The sequence below is a fragment of the Undibacterium sp. RuTC16W genome (assembly GCF_049339445.1).
Taxonomy (GTDB): Bacteria; Pseudomonadota; Gammaproteobacteria; order Burkholderiales; family Burkholderiaceae_D; genus Undibacterium.
Map to the genome: position 1 here is coordinate 87,323 of NZ_JBMPPE010000008.1, position 21,420 is coordinate 108,742.

16 protein-coding genes are annotated in these 21,420 nt (G+C 45.8%); 9 read left to right on the forward strand and 7 right to left on the reverse strand.

What is annotated here, in order from left to right; translation table 11 throughout:
• Positions 1-96: 96 nt before the first annotated feature.
• The 5 genes from recX to ACO0K4_RS15610 form a co-directional block, all read right to left on the reverse strand.
• The gene (gene recX / locus ACO0K4_RS15590) at positions 97-570 is read right to left on the reverse strand and encodes a recombination regulator RecX (RefSeq protein WP_422957571.1); all 474 of its coding nucleotides are present in this window, start codon (positions 568-570) and stop codon (positions 97-99) included.
• Positions 571-713: 143 nt separating this feature from the next.
• A complete protein-coding gene (gene recA / locus ACO0K4_RS15595; protein WP_422957572.1) occupies positions 714-1,748 on the reverse strand; it encodes a recombinase RecA in 1,035 nt (344 codons plus the stop codon).
• Positions 1,749-2,184: 436 nt separating this feature from the next.
• The gene (locus tag ACO0K4_RS15600) at positions 2,185-2,766 is read right to left on the reverse strand and encodes a hypothetical protein (protein WP_422957573.1); all 582 of its coding nucleotides are present in this window, start codon (positions 2,764-2,766) and stop codon (positions 2,185-2,187) included.
• Between the two features lie 88 nt (positions 2,767-2,854).
• Entirely contained in the window at positions 2,855-6,229 is a 3,375-nt protein-coding gene (locus tag ACO0K4_RS15605; protein ID WP_422957574.1) for a DUF4365 domain-containing protein, read from the reverse strand.
• A gap of 44 nt (positions 6,230-6,273) precedes the next feature.
• Complete coding sequence (locus tag ACO0K4_RS15610; RefSeq protein ID WP_422957575.1) at positions 6,274-6,681, reverse strand: helix-turn-helix domain-containing protein; 408 nt, start codon at positions 6,679-6,681, stop codon at positions 6,274-6,276.
• Positions 6,682-6,962: 281 nt separating this feature from the next.
• On the opposite strand from ACO0K4_RS15610, the gene ACO0K4_RS15615 reads away from it, so the two are divergent.
• The 7 genes from ACO0K4_RS15615 to ACO0K4_RS15645 all read left to right on the forward strand — a co-directional run bounded on the left by ACO0K4_RS15615 (position 6,963) and on the right by ACO0K4_RS15645 (position 15,545).
• Positions 6,963-7,211: a DNA-binding protein gene (locus tag ACO0K4_RS15615; protein WP_422957576.1), complete on the forward strand. Its 249-nt coding sequence runs from the start codon at positions 6,963-6,965 to the stop codon at positions 7,209-7,211.
• 463 nt (positions 7,212-7,674) lie between these two features.
• Complete coding sequence (locus ACO0K4_RS15620; protein ID WP_422957577.1) at positions 7,675-8,466, forward strand: Tn7 transposase TnsA N-terminal domain-containing protein; 792 nt, start codon at positions 7,675-7,677, stop codon at positions 8,464-8,466.
• 1,821 nt (positions 8,467-10,287) lie between these two features.
• Entirely contained in the window at positions 10,288-11,142 is an 855-nt protein-coding gene (locus ACO0K4_RS15625) for a TniB family NTP-binding protein (protein WP_422957578.1), read from the forward strand.
• On the forward strand, positions 11,139-12,101 hold the full coding sequence (locus ACO0K4_RS15630; protein ID WP_422957579.1) for a TniQ family protein: 963 nt from the start codon (positions 11,139-11,141) through the stop codon (positions 12,099-12,101). The genes ACO0K4_RS15625 and ACO0K4_RS15630 overlap by 4 nt, the downstream gene beginning before the upstream one ends.
• 1 nt (position 12,102) lies before the next feature.
• Positions 12,103-12,936 carry a TniQ family protein gene (locus ACO0K4_RS15635; protein WP_422957580.1) on the forward strand — a complete coding sequence of 278 codons (834 nt, stop codon included), beginning with the start codon at positions 12,103-12,105 and terminating at the stop codon, positions 12,934-12,936.
• 556 nt (positions 12,937-13,492) lie between these two features.
• Entirely contained in the window at positions 13,493-14,587 is a 1,095-nt protein-coding gene (locus ACO0K4_RS15640) for a hypothetical protein (protein WP_422957581.1), read from the forward strand.
• 94 nt (positions 14,588-14,681) lie between these two features.
• Entirely contained in the window at positions 14,682-15,545 is an 864-nt protein-coding gene (locus ACO0K4_RS15645) for a restriction endonuclease (protein ID WP_422957582.1), read from the forward strand.
• A 36-nt stretch (positions 15,546-15,581) separates the two neighbouring features.
• Here ACO0K4_RS15645 and ACO0K4_RS15650 read toward each other — a convergent pair whose 3' ends face one another.
• Together ACO0K4_RS15650 and ACO0K4_RS15655 are read right to left on the reverse strand one after the other, a co-directional pair.
• Positions 15,582-16,319: a hypothetical protein gene (locus ACO0K4_RS15650; protein ID WP_422957583.1), complete on the reverse strand. Its 738-nt coding sequence runs from the start codon at positions 16,317-16,319 to the stop codon at positions 15,582-15,584.
• Between the two features lie 95 nt (positions 16,320-16,414).
• Complete coding sequence (locus ACO0K4_RS15655; RefSeq protein WP_422957584.1) at positions 16,415-17,638, reverse strand: hypothetical protein; 1,224 nt, start codon at positions 17,636-17,638, stop codon at positions 16,415-16,417.
• Between the two features lie 1,513 nt (positions 17,639-19,151).
• Between ACO0K4_RS15655 and ACO0K4_RS15660 the strand changes: the two genes are divergently transcribed.
• On the forward strand, positions 19,152-19,868 hold the full coding sequence (locus ACO0K4_RS15660; RefSeq protein ID WP_422957585.1) for a response regulator: 717 nt from the start codon (positions 19,152-19,154) through the stop codon (positions 19,866-19,868).
• Positions 19,865-21,412 (forward strand): sensor histidine kinase N-terminal domain-containing protein, encoded by a 1,548-nt coding sequence (locus ACO0K4_RS15665; protein ID WP_422957586.1) that lies wholly within the window; start codon positions 19,865-19,867, stop codon positions 21,410-21,412. Before ACO0K4_RS15660 ends, ACO0K4_RS15665 begins: the two co-directional genes overlap by 4 nt.
• The last annotated feature ends 8 nt before the right edge of the window (positions 21,413-21,420 follow it).

The following is a 21,420-nucleotide window of genomic DNA, read 5'->3' on the forward strand; positions in this document are numbered from 1 at the left end:
TTTACCTAGATGTTTACCCACCAGATTCACGAATTATTTGTATCGACGAGCTACATATCTATGGATAATTTGATCATGATTTCGATATGTTTTTACTTAACTTAGCTCGTCGTTATCAAAGTCATTCTCTCTGGGTGCTCTCATCGCTAATTGAATTGCCTTTTGCGAAAATCCACGTTGTTGCAAAAACCTCGCTTGCTTCGCCCTGTCTATATGATCCACCGCTGTACATGGAAATTTTCTGTGCAATACCTCTATCGCCCGGTCCGACTCTGTAAGACTTATCTCGGCCTTAATGCGAGATATTTCCTGGCTGTCCAACTGATGACTTTGCAACTCAGCCAAAATACGCTGATTACCAAAGCGGGCAATCCTCCGGTTCACCAGAGAATCAGAGAAACGCTCAGCAGATAAATATTTAGCCGCTTCTAATACATCCAATAAAGCCGACACATCATCACCATCTTGTGCATAACGTTGCAGCTTACGCGCCAGCTCGATACGGCTATGTTCACGCATAGACAAGTACCGGAGAGCGCGTGCTTTTAAGCTAATTTGCGGTCTAGGCATAAAATCATAAGCTCAATAAAAAAACGCCGGCACATTCTTTGAAATGCGGATCCGGCGTTCAATGTAGGTATCACAAAGTATGGATGAAATTAGCCAAGCATAACGAACAACGCCGTCGAACCCAACTAAATACTACGTTGCACTTACTCGGTGACAGGTGGCAATAAAGGCACGTTCAAATGCGCACGAACTTTATTTTCAATTTCTCGCGATAATTCTGGGCGCTCTTTCAAATAAGTCCGGGCATTGTCTTTACCCTGACCAATACGCTCACCGTTGTAGCTATACCAAGCACCAGCTTTCTCAATGATCTTGGCTTCTGCGGCCAAATCCAAGATCTCGCCTTCACGTGAGGTTCCTTCGCCATACATGATGTCGAAATGCGCCTCCCTGAACGGCGGCGCCACCTTGTTTTTCACAACTTTCACTTTTGTTTCATTACCAATGACTTCATCACCCGACTTGATTGAGCCGGTACGGCGAATATCCAGGCGAACCGATGCATAAAATTTCAGTGCGTTACCACCAGTAGTTGTCTCTGGGCTACCAAACATCACGCCGATCTTCATACGGATCTGGTTAATAAAAATAACCAAGGTATTGGTACGCTTGATACTACCAGTCAATTTACGCAAAGCCTGCGACATCAGACGTGCCTGCAAACCAGGAAGTGAGTCACCCATATCGCCTTCAATCTCGGCGCGTGGCGTCAATGCCGCGACGGAGTCGATAACGACAAGATCGACGCTGCCGGAGCGAACCAGGGCATCCGTAATTTCCAGAGCCTGTTCGCCTGTATCAGGCTGAGAAATCAACAGTTCAGACAAATTAACACCAAGCTTCTGTGCATAACCCACGTCCAGCGCATGTTCTGCATCGATAAATGCACAAGTACCACCTAATTTCTGCATCTCTGCAATAGCTTGCAGCGTCAGGGTTGTCTTGCCTGAGGATTCAGGTCCGTAGATTTCAACAACACGACCACGTGGCAGACCACCGACACCAAGAGCAACGTCCAGACCCAAAGACCCTGTCGATACAACCTGAACCTCTTCTACAACCTCGCCATCGGCCATCCGCATAACGGAGCCTTTACCAAATTGCTTTTCAATCTGCGCCAGAGCGGCAGCCAATGCTTTGCTTTTGTCAGAGCTGGAATCGGATTTTTTGTCGTCCATGATTTCTTTCGGAAATAGTGCGCTTGGTTATTGTTACGCTTAGTTGTTGGTTACTTAATTTTACTAACTGAGAACAGTGAAATTCTCGTTTTTATTTAATCTGACTATACTGTATAAAAAATCAGTGATTTATGCAAGCACGTTTTTTAAATTCTTCAAACCAACATGGTAACTATGATTCATGCACGTTGCTTCAACTGTTCATTTTCTGTCGATTTTCATTTAACTCTGAATTTTGTTCATCTAATGTCGATTTTCATTTAACTTTGAATTTTTTTCATCTAATTTTGAACTGTTGATTGGAAGTACCGCTTCCCAATATGAAGTCGGTTGCTGAGATGTTGATTGAGCTCCAGCACATTCATGTCTTATGGTGACACAGTGCTATTGATCTATATAAGTAATCCCAATTACTAAGATGTTGTACAGGACTACTTTAAGGAATTGCAATGTTTCCTGAAAGCTCTTTTGCGCGATGAGCTATCTCAAACTTAAGGTGCCTCGCTCTGGTAGAGATTGCCTGACTTGCTTCTAAGACCTTTGAAAGTAACGTCTGCCAGCCAAATTCATTCGCCTTGATGTCAGTGCGGAGAAGATTTTCTTGGTTGCCCCAAAAAATGTTTGATTGTCCATATATCTCGCAAACCTTCTCACTCATCTCCGGGTAATGGATGTCTGCAATTGCCATGGCTTCATGTAAACGCTCGCAATTTTCAAGATAGCGAGATCGGAAGTCCTCAACACCAAGATTCGAAACAGACTGGATGTAACTCATCGTTTGTGAATTCTCCAGTTCGATTCGGGAAAGTATTCGATGTAAAGCGTCTAGTTTCGCTCTTTCGACCGAAAGCTCATTCGTGAAGTGATCATGTTTTAGGCGATCCCTTTGCAGGGTAATGTCCTTGTCGGCGTTACCGCGTGCAATGTTCAGCTGCGTATTTGTAGTAACCTTGGCAGTGATATACGCGGCAAGCGCGCCTGTTACAGTGCCCACAAGGATGGAGAGTTCGGTTGTCATTTTTAGTAAAGGGCAAGAGTCAGGAATGACCATAAGCAATAAAAGTAATGATCTATTGAATACGACTACTAAAAAAAACGGCTCGAAATCATCTTGTCGAAAATTCTAGTTCACTTGCTTTTTTAAATAAACTTTCTCGCCACTTTAAAATGCTTTCTGTATCAAAACGTTCACCATTGAACTCAATTTGTTTGACAGGCTTATTTTTTGTAGATTTTTTGCGAATATAATCGCGAATTTCCATCCATCGAATTTCTCCGCTTGAGCTCCTGACGACAAGCATGACTGGAGCGATTTGATCAGCCCAATACTTCGAATGCCTTTCCTTTTTTATGGAAAATAATTCTTTTCCGTCGACAGTCGTCCTGACATACGAATCCCCCGACTTCAATTGCAGGAACAAAAGTTGCCCGGAAGCCGTTCCGTCATCATTTTTGAACTCAATCTCCATATCGATCCCATGGTCACTAACGGTTTTCTCTCTTGATATTTGGCGAGAAAGTGCCACTTTCGAGATAACTTCACCTACAAGCACTCGTTCTTTGCTCTCGTTGTCTAGCTCTTCATTAGCCACGCCCTCCAAACGACGCACTGTCCGTTGATATTCCGGCGATGTATATAGCTTCTCCAGTTCATCGACTAACAGAACACGGGCGTCACACATTGGACACCCGATATCTTGTTTGCCGCTGTTTTTCCGCTTTTCTGCGGCATCTACGTCTGCGATCGGGTTCGAGCAGTCCTGACAGACATAATGGCGTCGCCGAGTTACACGCGCACCTCGCTGAAGCAAATGGTCATGGACATACTTAACAAAAATTATTTTTTCGCCTAACAGCGTGTCTGGGGAACTGTAAACTTCAATTGAAGCTGCGGCAGAGGCAATTTGCCTAGTCAGCTTCACACCAATTTTTTTCCCACTCTTTGTAGCAAATTCAGCTGCATCTTGCCATAATTGAGCGCGTTTGAACTCGTGCGTATGATTTAGCCGAACGACTAAAGTAGAGTAAATTTCATCCACCACTCCATCAAACCGATAGTTTACAAGTACAGCCGGGTGACCAAGAAGTTCAGGCCTATTGCGTTTGTAGTAGCTTGGAAAGACAAGAAAAACATCTTTCTCGGTAAGCTCCCTCGCACACAAGCCTCGCTGAAGGAGTTTACGATGCATCTCAAGAAGAACAATGCGCTCGTCCTCGAGAGGAAGGCGCTGAAAGCTACCGTAAACCAAATCACCGCCAAGCACTTTTTGCTCGCTGACGCAACCGAGTTCGCTAGGATCGTCACGCATGGTCGCTATTACTGCTTGACTGTATGCATTGATCAACTCAGGTTGAAAAAGCACCCATGCACCAAATTCCAATTCAAGGACAACGCCTGGACCAGAGAGCAGGCTTAATACCGCTTTAAGCTCCGCATCTGCAAAGTTAATTTCATTCGGCTGCAACCTTAGGCGAAGCGCGTCTCGAAGCTCGTTAAATCGCATTAGAACGCGCCCGTCATCCTTTAACCTGACAATTTCAGCCTTTAGACGTTTAAATAAGATGGGAGAGGATCGCCATGGAATACCTTCCCAATTGATGCTTTCAACGATGGCATCCCGGAGTTCGGTACATCCTTTCCCAGTCAGCGCACTCGTCTCAAGGTATTGCAGGAAACCATGCTCCTTTACATACTGTTGTATGTCTTGTCTGCTAACACGAATGGGGCTAGCATCAATTCTACCGGCAACTAAAAGCTTGGCCAATTGCTTATCTGTTGAACGTGTAAGATCACGATCCCATTGGGAAAGGGACTCGAAAACGTTTGTTTTCTGAGCATCGAAGACCAAGATAGCGAGTGCTGTATCATCCATATACAGTTGATGGATGAGTCGTTGGTCCGCTTGCCCACCAAAATCCCAAAGCCAGATCTCTCTATCACCCCGCTCACCGGGTGTTTTGGCAGGAAGCGACCATTGCGTCGCCCACGCCCCTACAGTGGACGCAGCACTTGCCTCCCACTGCTCATGTGCCAACCGTTTGGACAATCCAGTCTTACCCGCGCCACTATCGCCGACAAGCAGTACCTTCGCGTTGGTGTACTGAACCTGCTCTTCTGCTTTTACAAGATTTTCCGAAATGAAACCGCGTTTGTGGATAAGCTCTGATGGAATATTCCACTCGAATAACTTTTCCGTGTCTCCAGAAAATAGAATATCGCCGAAAAAAGCAAGACCACAAGCATCGTTATCGTTGCCGTCTAGAATACGAAGTAGCTTGCCAGTTTCGACCTCCCACAGACGAAGAAATCTGTCACCACCACTGGAAACAAAAGCATATTCATCTGAATGCCAAGCAATATTTAGAACCTTGTCAGTATGTGCATCAAAGATACTAAGACATAGACCAGAGCGAAGATCCCATAACCGAATTGTGCAATCATCTGAGCCACTCAAGAGCATCGTTCCGTTCCCGTTTAGGGATAGACAACGCACTGCACCAGTGTGCCCCTCAAGAACACGAGTGCATTGGCCAGTACGCAAATTCCACACTCGAATCGTGCCATCCACACCAGCTGAGATCAAGGTACTATCGAACGCCTGCACTGAGAGCACAGCGCCGGTATGTCCTCGCAGATCCTTTGACATTTCATTACCGAGATCCTCCCAAATCTGAATGGTTCCGTCATGCATGCACACTACTATTGCGTCGCCAGCAAATCTCGCTGCAGTAAGCGCCTCAATACCTGCGGAGATCGTTCGTATGCATTTTTCGCTAGTCAGATCCCAAATTCTTACCGTGCAGTCCTTCGAGCTGGACATTAGGAGCTGTTTGGTCTCATGAAAGTCTAAACTGTTGATCCAGCGTTCATGCCCTACGAGTTTTAGCTTGAATTCCGTCGGCTTATTGATGTCGATCAAGTAAATTTCGCCAACAACTGTTCCATAGGCTGCGATTCTATTGTGAAGACCAAACTCAATTGTATTGATGAGAGAGGATGAGTTCAATTTACTGCGCTTCTTCGACGGAATACGAGATACATCCTTACCACGCGAAGTTGGTTTTGGTGTGCTGGGCCTACAGACGGCAACCAGTCGCGCAAAAATCTCGGTAGCCTGTCCATCTCGCCACTCAACATATTCTAACTGGCGTAAAGTATCTGGCAATGGAACATCTTCAAGTCGTACTGGAATGAAGCGCCGCTCCTGATGTATGGGGTCACGGAACTTAAACGTTTCCTTCTCAAACTGGTGCCACTGATTTCCCAACACGTGCTCAGAAACAAATAGCAGAAGCACTCTAGATTGATCCAAGGCGTTGTTTCTCTCATAAATAAAGTGATCTGTCTGTCCATCCTTCTGCTCACCGGACCATACACGCAGTCCACCGTCGCGCAAACCTTGAGCTATTAACCCAACAACTGACGCATCTGCCTCGCTATGGCTTAAAAAGACATCATATTTATAGTTTTTGTCCGTCAAGAACTTCTCCTCAGATGGTTATTGATATCCCGCCACATACCTTACTAACCCTGCTTATATTTCTCAAAAGCATCGAATGCGTCGTAAATACGCCAGGCTAATTCAAGTCGAATCTCGTCCGTAAGCACCTCTTTACTCGCCTGAGCTTGCCGCCCAACCTCTTCAAATGCAAAGCGAAATCGATCTCGGATAATGCGATTTCCTGTGCAACGGATTCCAACAAGAACGTAACGAATGTCAATTCCACTGCGATCTAGTGCAATTAGAGCTTCAGAACTTGGCAGCGTCCCTCCTGATTCATATTTTACAATACTAACTCTAGACAAATTGGCAATTTTTGCTAATGTGCTTTGGGTTAACCCTAGACGAGTCCGCTCTTCCAACAATCTTTGTGCTGCTCCCATGCCCAACTCTACTGTGCTCATATCTTCTAAGCTTTCAACATTTTTCAATTTCTAAATAGTACACAATAAGTAAACAAAAAGGATACATAAAGCACACATTTAGAATACATAAATTACATTGAATAGAAAATATATAGGATCAAATAAGTTTTTTAAAAATGCTTATTTGTGAAAATAGAAGGTAATTTCCATAGGCTTTTAATTTAAAAGATAATTTTTCCCTAGATTAATTGACGTAAATATTTGTTTACATTAATCTAATAATTATAATTTCAGGTTTTTCAACAAAAACCAAACTAATTTCATTTGAATTTAAGCAAATTTAAATCATGAACCTCTCACAGACAGCTCTTGACGCAGTCAAGCAACGCTTTTTTGAGCAAGGCATCTGCATTGGAGACTGGGCTCGCGCACACGAATTTGATGCGTTTCTTGTGTATGCCGTGCTTTCTGGTAGAGCCAAGGCAAGACGTGGGGAAAGTCATCGGATAGCAGTCGCACTTGGACTGAAGCCCCAACCGGACCTTTCGAGCATGGAAGCTCCAACAGAAATACTCCTGGTTGACTCTCACTCTTAATCCAGAACACTAATCCCACATAAGGAGAGACTAAATATGAGCAAATAAATAACTAAAGCAAATAAAAAAAGCACCAAGGTCGCCAAACCAAGGTGCTTTCGTTCCGGGGGTTGATTCCCAGATTTCACTTCACATCTGAAATTTACCTGCGTCATTCGTACGCGTCAACCCCTTTTTTATCATTTTTGTGATCGCGTAAAAGCGGGCGGTGTACTCGCACGCCTGTACGCAGGAGAAACCTAATGAAAAAGAGTTCGTATTTCCCTCCGTCAGCCTCACCCTTCCGTCTACGCCTGGAAGCGCACGCGCGCGCTGGCACCATACATCCGCGCGCGCCGCACGTCAGTTTAGTTAGCAGACCCGTTCTGCTATCGCCCCATCCTGGTTGCGATCTCTGTAAGCAATCGCATTTTCTAATTACAAGAACATCCATTACCTTTTCTCTTGCAAGTGGGTGTTGCATATGAAACCCAAGCGCAAAGTAATCACACGATCACCCCATCGTACCGTTGGCCTTGTGTCCTGCGGCTGGCTGCAAAAAGAAGTCATCGAATATGAAAGCCAACTTGAACGCCGGTTCATCCAGAGGATGCTACTCACTCCTGGCGTAAAACGCATTATCGACCAGCCGTTCACTGTGACTTACGGCGAGGAGAAAGACAAATCCTACACACCAGATTTCCTCGTGGAATTTTTTTCAGGAAGGACACTGATTATAGAAGTCAAGCCAGAAGTATTCGTCAAGAAATGGATTGAAATATTCGACCAGGTTTCATCCATTCTCACACAGCGAGTACTTTCATTTCATGTAGTGACGGATCGCATGATTGATCAGGCTGACCTGCCAGTCATGATCGAGTTACTTCTTCGGTATGCACGAGGCAGCGTACCTGATCAATCAGTAGAGGCTGTCCAGGCGGCACTGCGATCGACTGCAGAGTCACTATCAATCGCCGCCGTCATGCAAATGGCGCAAGTCGATAAAACAGTTGTACTACACATGCTCGGCAGAACGATGCTTATCTTCCATGACAGCATTTCGCTGGCTGACGACACCCACATTAAATCTATTTCTTTGGAGACTGATCATGAAAATATTTGCATTCCAAGTTGGCTTGACGCTGCGGCGTGGAACCCAGACGCTGGAGTTCGTGCGCAAGATAGACCAAAACCGAGTTCAGTTCGAAGACCCGATCACTCGCCAAAACTATACGTGGGACATCGTCAAGGTGACGAATCAGATTTTCAATCATGAGTTATCTGTGGTCGGTGCTGACACAATATCCAGAGATCCGAACATCGTCGAAAGCGAAGCATCTGCGGGATTTCTGACAAGTATTGATTCATTGCCCGCTAAATATAAAAGTGAGCTTGAATTCCGGATCCGTATCGTGAAGTGGATCAAAAAAAATGGTGCGTCACGAGGCCAGCGCCAGGCGATCGCAGGAATATTAAAAAAATTCCCGCAGATGCCAGACGAAACCCACAAGCCGCCCACAACATCAACGGCAATGCTTTGGATGCGTTTGTGGGACGAGTCAGGCGAAAATCCTTCCTCTCTAGTTACCAAGAACTTCGGACGATTACGTCAAAAGGCTTTTTCAAGAGATCAAGAGGCCGAGGTTACCAGGGTACTACTGAGGGAATATTTCACACGCAGCCGTCCAACGCTTGAGCACGCCGCCATGATCTTGAACTGCCGGTTAAAGGAGCTGGCTGCCAATCAGTCCCAAGATCAAGTCAAGAAAACCATTAGTCTTTCCTCATTACACAGGCGGGTAATGGAAGTGAATCCGTATATACGGGATGTTCATCGATTTGGTGCAGCATTTGCGCGAAATAAATGGCGTTATTCATTAGGAGGAACTCAGGCAATACGCGCCTTGCAACGCCTAGAGATCGATCACACTATATTGGATATAGTCGTTGTCGCCGATGGTACAGGAATGCCTCATGGCAGACCGGTCATTACCGTAATCATTGATGCCTACAGCAGTTACTGCGTCGGATTCTATATTTCCTTTGCAGGTGCTGGTCTTGCCCCGGTACTCAACGCAATGAAGGTAGGACTGATGCCTAAAAGCGCATATACAGACCACGCTTCATTTCTTACGCAAACTTGGCATGGCTATGGAATTGGCGAAATGTACGTCGTGGACAATGGTCTTGAATTCCATTCCAGGCAATTTGTCTCCGCCGCCACGGAACTCAATACCGATATTCAATACTGCCCGGTCCGACAGCCGTGGTTGAAACCGAATGTCGAGCGTTTCTTTGGCGAATTAGGGAATCATCTCCCGAAACAAGGCAAAGTACTGAAACCCATCGCGAACAGCTTGCCACTCGATCCTCGGAAAACCGCGCGCATTTCGTTCAGCGAATTATGCAAAGGTCTACTGCAGTACTTCGTAGATGTCTATCCCATGAAGATTAATTCTAGGTCATTGACTCGGCCAATCGACTTGTTTCCGGAAAGCTTTGAACAGACCCGGCCACCATTGTTGCCATCCAATCTGGATAGTCTTGGGTTGATCGCCGCCCAACAAAAAACGCTTGCCGTTGGTAACGAGGGAATTGTCATGCCAGGCCTTCGCTTCAATTGCCCAGAATTGCAATTGGTTAGGCGCGAGTTATCTGTCAAATTTAAAACCCAAGTTAAATACGACCCTGAAAATCTTGGCTTTGTTTATGTTCAACATCCAAAAACCCTGGGTTGGTTGTATGTACCAAATTGTCAGCCGGAATATGCCAATAACCTGTCCGTCATTCAGCATAAAACCATTCGTGAACATATCAAGACTTACCACATGAAGAGCGGACACTACGAAGCTTACATGCAAGCCAAAATAGAACTATCAGAGAAGTGGCTGAGTATGTCACGTGGAAAGGCATTGAATCGAGACAATAAACTCGCTGCCAGATTCGCGGGCCTCAGCAGCGCACGGTGCCTACTACCAGACAATAGTCCTGCAGCAGTTCCACTACCCGTTCAATTCTGTTCGCAAGTGGAACCCAGAAGAGAAGATGTAGTGATTCCTACATTTGACGCCTATCTTTTAGATTGAGAGACTCACCCATGAATATCACACATGTCTCAGACCAAATTAACGCCACTACCGTCATGCATCCGCAATTTAAGGCTGCATTTGATGGCATATGCAAACTGGTCATACAGAGTTCAATTTCTGGTGTCCCTTTAGGAGCAAGCGTGATCGCACCGACAGGTTCAGGAAAAACTCATCTCATCAATATTCTTGTGAGGCGCTTTTCTCAAAAGACAGATTTAACAGAGACAGAAAGTACAGTCATATCAATATCAGCCGCAGCAGCGCCAAGCATAGGTTCAATGATTGATCGCATGCTGCAAGCGCTGGGACACCCACCTGGATTAAGGGCAACGCGTGTACAGGATTTGCGGCAAACAATATTGATACAAGCGATCAAGGAACGGGGCGTGCGATTTATCGTTATTGATGAATTCCAGCATTTATTTAGAGGAAAGGGGAAATTTACCGCATCTGAAATCACCGATTTACTTAAAGAAATCATGGATAAGACCGGCATACCTGTTTTTGTCTTTGGTACCGATGAATTGGGTGATTTACAAAATTTGGATCCGCAGTTTGCTTCGCGTATTCCTGCTCGCTATCAAATTCGCCCCTTCTACTGGGGAGAGGAATGGATCGGCTTCATAAAAGCATTCGAGTCACAAATTTCTGCCTTTGACGTTGGCGTCCTATCAAGCCTGGCAAAAAAAATGCATAGCGCCACTTTGGGGTCGCCACGCACGTTGAAATATTTGATCATTGCGGCCACGATCAACGCTGTGGAGAAAGGAGCATCCGGTGTCCACGAAGAGCATTTGTCATTCGCTTTTTCATCGACGTTTGGCACGTCTGCCATTTTAGACAATCCATTCAAAAGTAAATGACCCTCACGCCAATGCCTGTAAGAGCGAATCCTTTCAGTGACGAGTCATTGATGGGATTTGCTTTACGTCTTTCGGAAATGAATCATATGGAGAGCATTCAATGGCTCTCCTATATATTTCATACCCAGAAAATTTCTCACCTGACTTTGCATCATCTCCCAACGATTGCCTGGCTCTTCGGCTCGCATGTAGTCAACTCGCCAGCTAATTGCATTTTTTCTAGCCGGGACGGCGGACACACGGTCTTTCATACCTATGGCCATATCATCAGGAGAAGTTTTTTGTTAAGAATGCGTCGCCCTCAAGTTTGTGCCGCGTGCCTCATTGAAAACAACTATGTCAGAAAATCATGGGATTTTTCGATGGCGTCAGGATGTCCATTTCACTGCCTGCAATTGGTCGATAGGTGCGAGAAATGTTCAAAGAATTTCAGTTGGAATCGCCCTGGTATATCTCTTTGCAAATGCGGTTACGACATTCGCAAAAGCCAGCAGTCAAGAAGCAGTGAAGAATCTATAGCGTTTTCAGGATGGCTACAGCAACGTATTTCTCAATCGGCAGTATGGCGGGAAAACTCTTCGCATTTTGAGCCAGTGCTTTCAATGTTAGATCCATTGTCCATCGACAGCGCTTTGAGGATTGTCTGGGCAACTGGCATCAAAAAATTTCCAGATGACCGAATAGACGTCGGTACCGGATCAAAGGCCCTCAGTATCCACCGCGCTGATGAATGTGTAGGTCGCAGTTTTTCGCGTCTCAAAGAGGCTCTGGTTTATCAAAATATCGGTGAGATCCGATCTCTTTTCTCAGAGAGCATTTTACGTTCATTAATCGATGAAACGGATCATGTCACTGACCAGGTTTTGATTTCTCAGTTGCTATTACTAGGAAAACGCCGAGAAAACCCGAAGGCCAGCCTGCTCCACCTGAACCCTCTTTCTCAAATGAGACTATTTTAAGATGACTGAGCAATATTTCTTGGTTGCCCCGAAAATCATTCCAGGAGAAGCACTGTCATCCTGGATACACCGCCTTTGTCAATCGCATGGCATCTCCACCAAGCGATTATATAAGTTACTTAATTTTAGAAAGCCAGAAGATGTTGATAGCGAAGAATTTCCTGAGGCCATACTGAAATTGATGAGTATGACGCGGCACGATATTGAAAATTTTCAACTTGTTAAAGCAGTAAATCGATCTATTTTATTGACTGAGGCTCTGAGAAAGCAGTTGAGAACGGGATTAGATCAATCTCCAACAACGGCTTTTTGCTGGCAATGCTTAAGAACTGACGCGATCCCCTATTACCGGATCGAGTGGCGATTTTATTTTTGGCAAACATGTCCCAAACATTTGGTCGACATACTTACTCGATGTCCTTATTGCCTGAAATCACCAGACTTAAGAAGCGAATTACTAGTCTCAAACAACGCGACCCCAAGCTTGGCATTCTGTTACTTTTGTCAGTTTTACTTTGGCGATTCAATACAACAAATTCAGTCAGAGTTTGCTACAAGCAGTGTTGAACAAATCAAGACTCAACAAAGCATGATGGCTTCTGTTGTCTATGGTTATTTCCAAATTCATCCCTGGGCAGAACGCTTCCCATTGCAGTCAATGTTCCATCTCTACAATGCCGGTCTACTAGCATCAGATATCAAATCCGACAGTTGCAGTCCTCCCGCTTGGGGAGAGGGTATTTTTTCTAGTTTTTTGCATTTTCTTGATTCGAAATTAGAAACTGGAGAACGAGCCCATGTGCAAATCTCTGCTATGGCAGAAAGTAAAAAATAGTTTCCTGATTGCGAATCTCCATCGAATAATGTATTGCGCTTGATGGCTTAATTTTCCTCACTAGTGGCTTGAATAAAATGAAAAATAGAAAAAACAAACGACGGCTCTATAAATTGTGGTTTCAAAACAAATTATATCCAAGAAAATCTCCTGAGGAATTCGCATGGGCACCAGTTGGCCGAGAGTTTGGTAGTCTGGATTACGAGCGACTAATGCAGCAAGACTAATTAGCTTATGTGTCGCAGATTGCATCAGCAGGTGATAAAAAGCCTGTGCCCTGACAACCTTGGCATCACACCCCGGCAACGCGACGTTATTTCCGGATCTATTGGCTACTTGGGAAAAGAATATAAAACCACTATGCTAATTTGATTCCTCTTTGAAAATCTGCCAGCAGGGTCGCTATATTTTGGCGCACGTTAAATGTAGCGTCTGAATTTTCACTCTAACCGTCACGGTCATTTTGACCAAACTGCTAACAGCCTCTCATAAAACATTTATTGGCTGCAAAAATCAATTGAATTATTCTGATTCACCGATATATAATTGAATCAATTTGAATCAATTGAAGGTTAATATGGCCAGCCGCTTTGTTCCCACTCTTTTTCAGCTGTTTACTAAGCTTAGTGAAAAGGCAACAGCAGACGCCATTGCTATACCACCTGGAGATGAGGGACCGGGGCGCTTCCCTGTCGTGGTCAAACCTGAAACGAGAGCATTTCTTGAGGAACAAGCCAAGGCTTTCGGCTCTTCCATCGGAGGTATCGCTGGCGCTTTTCTAGATGGAATTGCAATGACCGAAATGAATAGGGATGGCCCCATGTTAATTAGTGCGATTGCAGAGCGTTTTTTTATACTACTGCGCGACCATCAATTATCGTTTCCTGCAGCAGCAGAAGTTCTCAAGCCAGTAGATATTTCGCTAAATGACATGGCTGACATGGAGCGATTGCGGGCAAAACTTACGTCTCAGAATATCCAATGGATTGCGAATCACTTCCATATATCGTATGAATGGTTTGTCGGGAAAAGCGAATTTCCTTCCGATGTAAAACACCATAGCTGGTATAAAAATGAGGTCGGCGCGGCCAGGGCTCTGTTAGCTGCTGCAAGAGACAGCGAATCAGCGGAGCTGTGGATTTTTTGCTCAAGGGGTTTTGACCTCGCTTCCGACAAAGAGGACGGAGTTGATCAAGAAAAAACTCCCCACTTTATCCCTGTACTCATCCGCAAATACACACTTCCTGCCGGCGAAACGTACGAAACATTCGAAATATGGGATGAGGGTCGATGGAGTTATTGGCGCTGCCGTCACCACATCAAACTCCTATTTCACTTCGCAAATCAAATAGAAAGAGGAAATGCCATGCAAGCCATTGGCAGCCGCGTACGTTTTCGTTTGAATGGAATGTACCTTTCCCGCGAGGACTACCATAAGCTACGTAATAGCTCCGTCGTTCCAGCATCCCTAATTGGAGCCAGGCGTCATGTCGATTGGCACCCTAGCGATTTCGTTGAGAGGTCGATGGCTCAGCAAGACATTCAGGACTGGGAATCCATATCAGCTTACGAAGATAACCAGCTTACCTTGCGGGCATTTGAAGAACTCCTCAAAAACAAATTTGACGATTCGTGCGCCTATAAAGGTTAAGTGCAGCAATTTCTGTACGAATTTTATAAAACTACTGCATGGCGCCGGGCAATTTGTATTCAGCGCAATTTAAATATCTATCAAATATCTTCCTATGAGCGGATTTCGTTTAATTGACATGACATTGCTGGATGAAATTTTCGACATGGGAAGTGGTTATGTCTTAAATTTTTCTGACAGAACGTTTGCCCATTTCTTCGCCGAACTGGACATCGATATTAATGCAGCACTATATTCAAGAAACGGGAGCTCAAAGGCGAAACGCCTACGCTGTTTCTTGCAAACAGTGGACACGATCGTAGCAGTAAGGACCTTAAAGGCATTATGGGAATATCGAGAGGCAATTCGGGGCAACCAAGAGGAAAAGGTCCACAACGCATGCGGCAGACTCCTCTCCCTAATCAACAGACTTGAGGGAAAAGCAGAAACTCCGACGTCTAAGGTCTCGCCTCCTGTTCCGGCCTTCAATCGACCTCTACTTTTAGAGCTCAAATCCGAATTGCTCGCCCTTAACAACTTGGCTGCTCAAGCGCGTGGCTATGCATTCGAGAAATTCTTAAAGCGACTTTTTAATGCTTTTGGCTTATCCGCCCAGGAACCGTTCCGGCTTCGTGGCGAACAAATTGACGGAAGCTTCCAATATGCGAGCGAAACTTACTTGGTCGAGGCAAAGTGGAAAGGAGAGCCCACCGGCGTCGCGGACCTGCACGTTTTTCATGGAAAAATAGAACAGAAAGCCGCTTGGACCCGTGGATTGTTTGTTAGTGAAAGTGGATTCACGCCTGACGGATTGATCGCCTTTGGTAAAGCGAAGCGCGTCATTTGCATGGATGGTCTAGACCTATATGATATGTTAGACCGCGAAATACCTTTGACCAACGTTCTTGAACGGAAATTAAGGCACGCAGCGGAAACTGGGAACCCTTTCGCCCGTGTTCGAGACCTATTTTCACTGTAACTTTAAGACGGACCGGCTAGCTAGCTAGCTCCAATATCATCGCTGGTTGAGCAACGGATCTTCTGCTTCCACGAGCAATGCTCCAAAGCTACAGTTCTTAAGTCGTTCTTCAAGGTCATGCGGGGAGGGAAATTCCATTTTCCACGCACGATAGATTCCTTCCTGGTCCGTCTGGTCATACCCCTTTATATGCATGTCGGCACATGTAAGAGATGCAGCATAAAATTCTGCTTTAGGCGATCTTCTCAATGCATTGAGAATCGAATCCGCAATGGTCTCATCAGCAACATTTTTTATTTCGGCCTTTAGTATGAACTCTTGATTGTTGCGCAGCACTCCGAAATGCATCCCGCCGTAACTGATAATATTTATCAGCGTCTCCCAATGGCAGTGGCAAATGTCCCCGACGTAATTGCCGTCACGCAGATATGAATTCGTTATTACCAAGCCAGCTACTTGAGTTACTGGATTAGTCGGGTCGCGATCTTCTAGCCATTCATCAATTTGAGCCAAGTCTTGTCGAAGAATCGTGCATTGATCTCTGCATTGGCCGGCCTTTTGATTGAGCCTCTTTTCCGTCTCAAGGAATTCATAGGCTTCAGCAGGAGAGGGAATCGTAGCGGTTTCAATCACGAACGCGGTATCTCCAACAAGAATCAACAGATCAATTTCCTCATCCGGTTTCAGCCTCGGACGAAGGCAGGATCCAACAAATCTGATGTGATCCCGATAGGGGCTCCGCTCAATCGCAGCGCGCAATTCTTCTTCCATCATTTTCTCGTTAAGGGCTCCCTTCAATTCGAACGGCCTGTTAAGCGATGGATGGGTTTTTGCCCAGGACGATAAAAGCCGAGCGTGGTGTACGCCCATCAAGGGCCACCAAAGAAGACAAATCTCGTTACCTGCTGGAAGAATAGGGTGCCCCCACAGAGCGCTCCTTTTGTGGGTCGAAAGCATAGAAACTCCAAACATTCCGCAGTTCTCTCGCGAGATAAAACCACACAGCTCTTGATTACAGTCACTATATCACTCAGCCTAAACTGACTATTAAGCACCATGGCGAGTGTTGATTTATCTTTTTCAGTATCAAGCGATTGAGCCAGAGCGTGAAGCTGCTGGGCAATCAAAGCAAGCTCACCCCAAATAAGGATCATTTCAGAGATTGTCAGTCCAACTGAAGGATGCTCTGCCTCGACGAAATCGCGAAGTACTCCATCTTGCAATAATCCGTGACTGCGGCGAGCCTTAATTAGCGAGTCGAGCTCTTCTTCCGGAAATTTAAAAGCAGGAACTGCACGCACCGTCAAACGTCCACCTTCAAGGTTGACTTGGGGTATTAATACGTTATTCGCATCAGGGAGCGATTCTAACGATTCAAATCTATCAAAACTTCTCGCCATGAATACCGGACGGCGCGAAAGGTCGATTGCCGACCGACGCGCCAGATCGCTTTTTGTTTCGTCGACTATATAGTTTCCCGAATGAGGATCTACTTGAACATGCGCGCGCAGCCAAATGACTGAGCCCCAAATGCATTGAATTGACAAGCTGTGCTGGGCTAAGTCCAACAAGTTGCACAGAGAATCCTTAATGTCAATATATTCGATTTCATCAGAATTTAATTTTCCAAAGCCGCCAGTGTGGTTCAACATTTTCATCGCATTCCCGATGGCGTCAACGACAGCCTCCATTGGCACCTGTACCGAGTACGAATTCCCGGCCGAGTCTACGAAACACTTCATTTCTCGTGTCTGCTCTTGCGAAATAGCGTCGACGTTTTCTAACGCTCGCCCGTAACTATCGAAAGCCATTCTCATAACATCATTCGCCCGCCGGGAAAAGTGTGATGCAAGCTCCGGCAAACTATAAAATTTTGTTTTAGACGAAATATGCTCAACACTATTTATTACCCTTTTAGATTGGTGACCAAACACCAGCCCTAAAAGGTACAGATTTAGGTCTTGCGGACTACCGTCGTTCAGCACTTGAAAAGCATCATGCCAAACCTTGGGATCAAAACCATAATTTGTGGGATTAGGAAGGCGATTAGGCTGGTCCCTCAGCGTCGTCGAAAAATTGTCTTGTTTTGTCATGGAAGCAAGCTCCTTCGATTGATCAGCAGGCCGAGCAGGTCAACTCACTCTATTCTTTCAAATTAAGCTTAACCGATCGCTGAGCGTTATTACCATTTAAGCACCATTAAATTATAGATATTTTGCTAAGCACCTTAGAATTCAGAGTTAAATGAACGAAAACCTGGTGAATTCAGAGTTAAATGAATTTGCAGTTCAGACTTAAATAAGCACGTGCGCTATAAGTCATTGATTTAACGAGGAATGCATTTCAGACTTAACTGAAAATCGACATTTTCTGTCGATTTTTGACATTAATCCATAAACCCTCCAGCTTTCAAACTGGCTCAAGAGCAAGGCAGCCGTAAGCAGTTCCATAGGGAATTTATCAATTTAGGATTTAAGGAGTTTTACGAAAGGGATACTGCATTCGCCAGACAGTGGGGGCAAACTGAGTGAGGCAGTTCAGCAAGTAAATGAACATGCACGACAGAAATAGATAGCGCGCTTAGGTATAAGGACGACCTAGCTGAAATTAATCCAAGAAGGTCCAGGTATCAGCCCCATCAAAATGACGCACCTCAACCACTTCTTTCAACCGTGGTTCAAAATTGCTCAAATTCACTCCGTGCCTTGCACCCTGTTGCCCGTCTATGGGCTCCCAGTGCGTCACGCAACCACAGATCTTACAACGGACTGTCTTTAGGGTTTTGTCGCCCCACACGTAATCGCTTGTATTCTCTGGGTGCCCCTCGATACTTACCGTACCAAATGGATAATAGACCCATTGACCGCCCAGGCGCCGGCACAACGAGCAGTTACATCTTATCGACGTCTCCGGTATTGACGGCAGAGTAAGTCGCACCGCGCCGCAATGGCAAGAACCTTGCAGCGAAGCCAAGTTCGACGTTTCTTCTGTCATGAAGCAACTCCTTAGTAGTGATAAGATTTTCCGTCCAACAATACATCGGCTTATGAACGTGAAGCCATATGCAGGGGCGTGAGCGCAATTCCTGCTTGAATACCTATTGACTAGGTACACTGCCTAACAATCCTTCTTGCTACTTGAAACCATGACGCAAAATATAGTCTAAAAACAAACATATTGTCACACAAAAAGGTCGTTTCAAAAATGGTCGGATAGGTGCTTAGCCGCAGACAGTGTAAATGTGCAAGAAATGCGCCCCTGTCATTACATCTAATATACAAGCCTGACAATTCACATTCACCATCAGAACGCGATACCAATTACGCATTTCAGACCGTAAAAACTCTGCTTGCCAGGAAAAATACACAATAGCACTCAAAGCAATGGCATCCGCCGGATAGTTAGTCTGAGTTTGTGACAAAAGCCTCCAAACCAAATAGACTTAAGTCCAGAGACAAACAAAACCATTGGACAAATACCAAGCCTCGTTTTAGGGCGCAGAATAGCTGCATAAGAATGTCGTGACGGCAATCCAGTTGCAGCGACGCCGTGCTTTTCCCGATTAAAATGACGTTTGCATTCTGTCCACAATAAGAAAATTCCACTATGCGCATATTGCTCGCTGAAGATGATAGTGTTCTCGCTGACGGCCTAACCAGATCGCTGAGACAATCTGGCTATGCCACCGATTGTGTCGCTAACGGTCAGGAAGCGGATTCTGCTTTATCGACTCAAGATTTTGATTTGCTGATTCTGGACTTGGGCTTACCCAAGCTCAGCGGACTGGAAGTATTACGCCGCCTGCGCGCACGTAACTCACATTTGCCTGTGCTGATACTGACAGCGGCGGACTCCGTCGAACAAAGGGTAAAAGGCCTTGATCTAGGCGCAGATGATTACATGGCAAAACCGTTCGCGCTATCTGAACTCGAAGCGAGAGTCCGCGCCTTGACCAGACGTGGAGCGGGAGGTGGCCCTACGGTCATCAAACACGGCCCACTGACCTACGATCAGGTCGGGCGTATTGCCTACATCAATGAACAAATGCTCGATCTGTCGGCACGAGAATTAGGTCTGCTCGAAGTGCTCCTGCAAAGAACCGGGCGACTGGTGTCCAAAGAACAGCTGGTCGATCATCTCTGCGAATGGGGCGAAGAAGTAAGTAACAATGCCATCGAAGTCTATGTTCATCGCCTGCGCAAAAAAATTGAAGTCGATGGCGTCAGGATCGCTACCGTCCGTGGCTTAGGTTATTGCCTAGAAAAATTCTTTGTTGCACCTGCCCCCGCTACCACCATAGTCACACCTACCGACACACCATGACTGATGACCACGGCGCAGAACTAGCGATTCGCCCGCAAGCGCCGGAACATCCTGTGCATAGCCAGCCACCGGAAAAAATTCAACGCTCTTTATTCGGTGAAATTCTGGACTGGATGCTGGCGCCACTCCTACTGCTATGGCCAATGAGCATCGCGATCACCTATCTGGTCGCAAAATCGATCGCCAATCAACCGTTTGACCGTGCACTTGAAGACAATGTCCTGGTCTTATCACAGCAAGTAAAACAGGTCGATGGAAAAGTCGTTACCCAGATGACCAGTCCGGCACGCGATATTTTGCGTGCTGATGATCTCGACAGTATTTATTTTCAGGTCAAAACGGAGCATGGCGATCTGATCGATGGCGACAAAGATTTACCGACTCCGCCAGAGGAAGAAAAAGCCGCCACCGGCACAGTACAGATACGTAATGAAACACTGCGCGGGATTGATATCCGTATCGCTTACAGCTACATCAATTTAAATAAAACCACGAGTAATTTCGGAACCCAGAATGCAGAGAAATATGCGCCGAATCTCGTATTGATTCAGGTCGCAGAAACATTGGAAAAACGCGCTGTACTCGCCAACGAAATCATTAAAGGCGTGATCCTCCCACAGTTTATTATTTTACCGATTGCACTGGCACTGGTCTGGTTTGCATTAAGCCGCGGACTCTCGCCCCTGGCAGAATTACAGCACCGTATACGCGCGCGCCGCCCCGACGATTTAAGTCCGATTGACTCGCGTCAGGTTCCTGAAGAAATTACCCCGCTAGTTCGCTCTTTGAACGAGATGCTGGAACGCCTTGCACAAACGATCGATATACAAAAACGTTTTATCGCCGATGCAGCACATCAGATGAAAACACCGCTGGCAGGTATGCGCATGCAATCTGAGTTAGCGCTGCGGCAAACAGATCAGGAAGAAATCCATCGCTCCCTGCTGCAACTGGCAAAAAGCTCGGAAGCGGCCACACGTCTGGTCAACCAGCTACTGACACTCGCAAGAGCAGAAAATCAAACGCCTGCGACCAAGCCTCTGGAGCCTGTTGAGCTGACCGAGCTAGTGCGCAGTACTGTCCATGACTGGATACAAACCTCTTTCTCATATCAAATCGATCTGGGACTGGAACAGCCAGATTTTCCTGTGATGATTTTTGGTAATCCGCTGATGCTACGCGAATTGTTGAGCAACCTGATTGATAACGCGATTCGCTACACCCCAAAAGGAATGAGCGTCACTGTCAGAATTCGGGTCAGCGAAGAACAGGCTCTGGCGATATTGGAAGTTGAGGACAATGGCCCCGGAATTCCGGTGGCAGAGCATGACCATGTGTTCGAGCGCTTTTATCGCATCCTTGGCAGCAACGTCCAGGGAAGCGGACTGGGTCTGTCTATCGTGCGGGAAATTGCTCAGCAACATAATGCTCCGATCGAGATCATGTATAACCCGCGTAATCAGGACGCAAAATTTCCGGGCTGCCTGTTCCGCGTTTCGTTTCAGATGAATCCACATGCCAGCTTGCCTGGTGATTTTTCCTGAACTCAGGG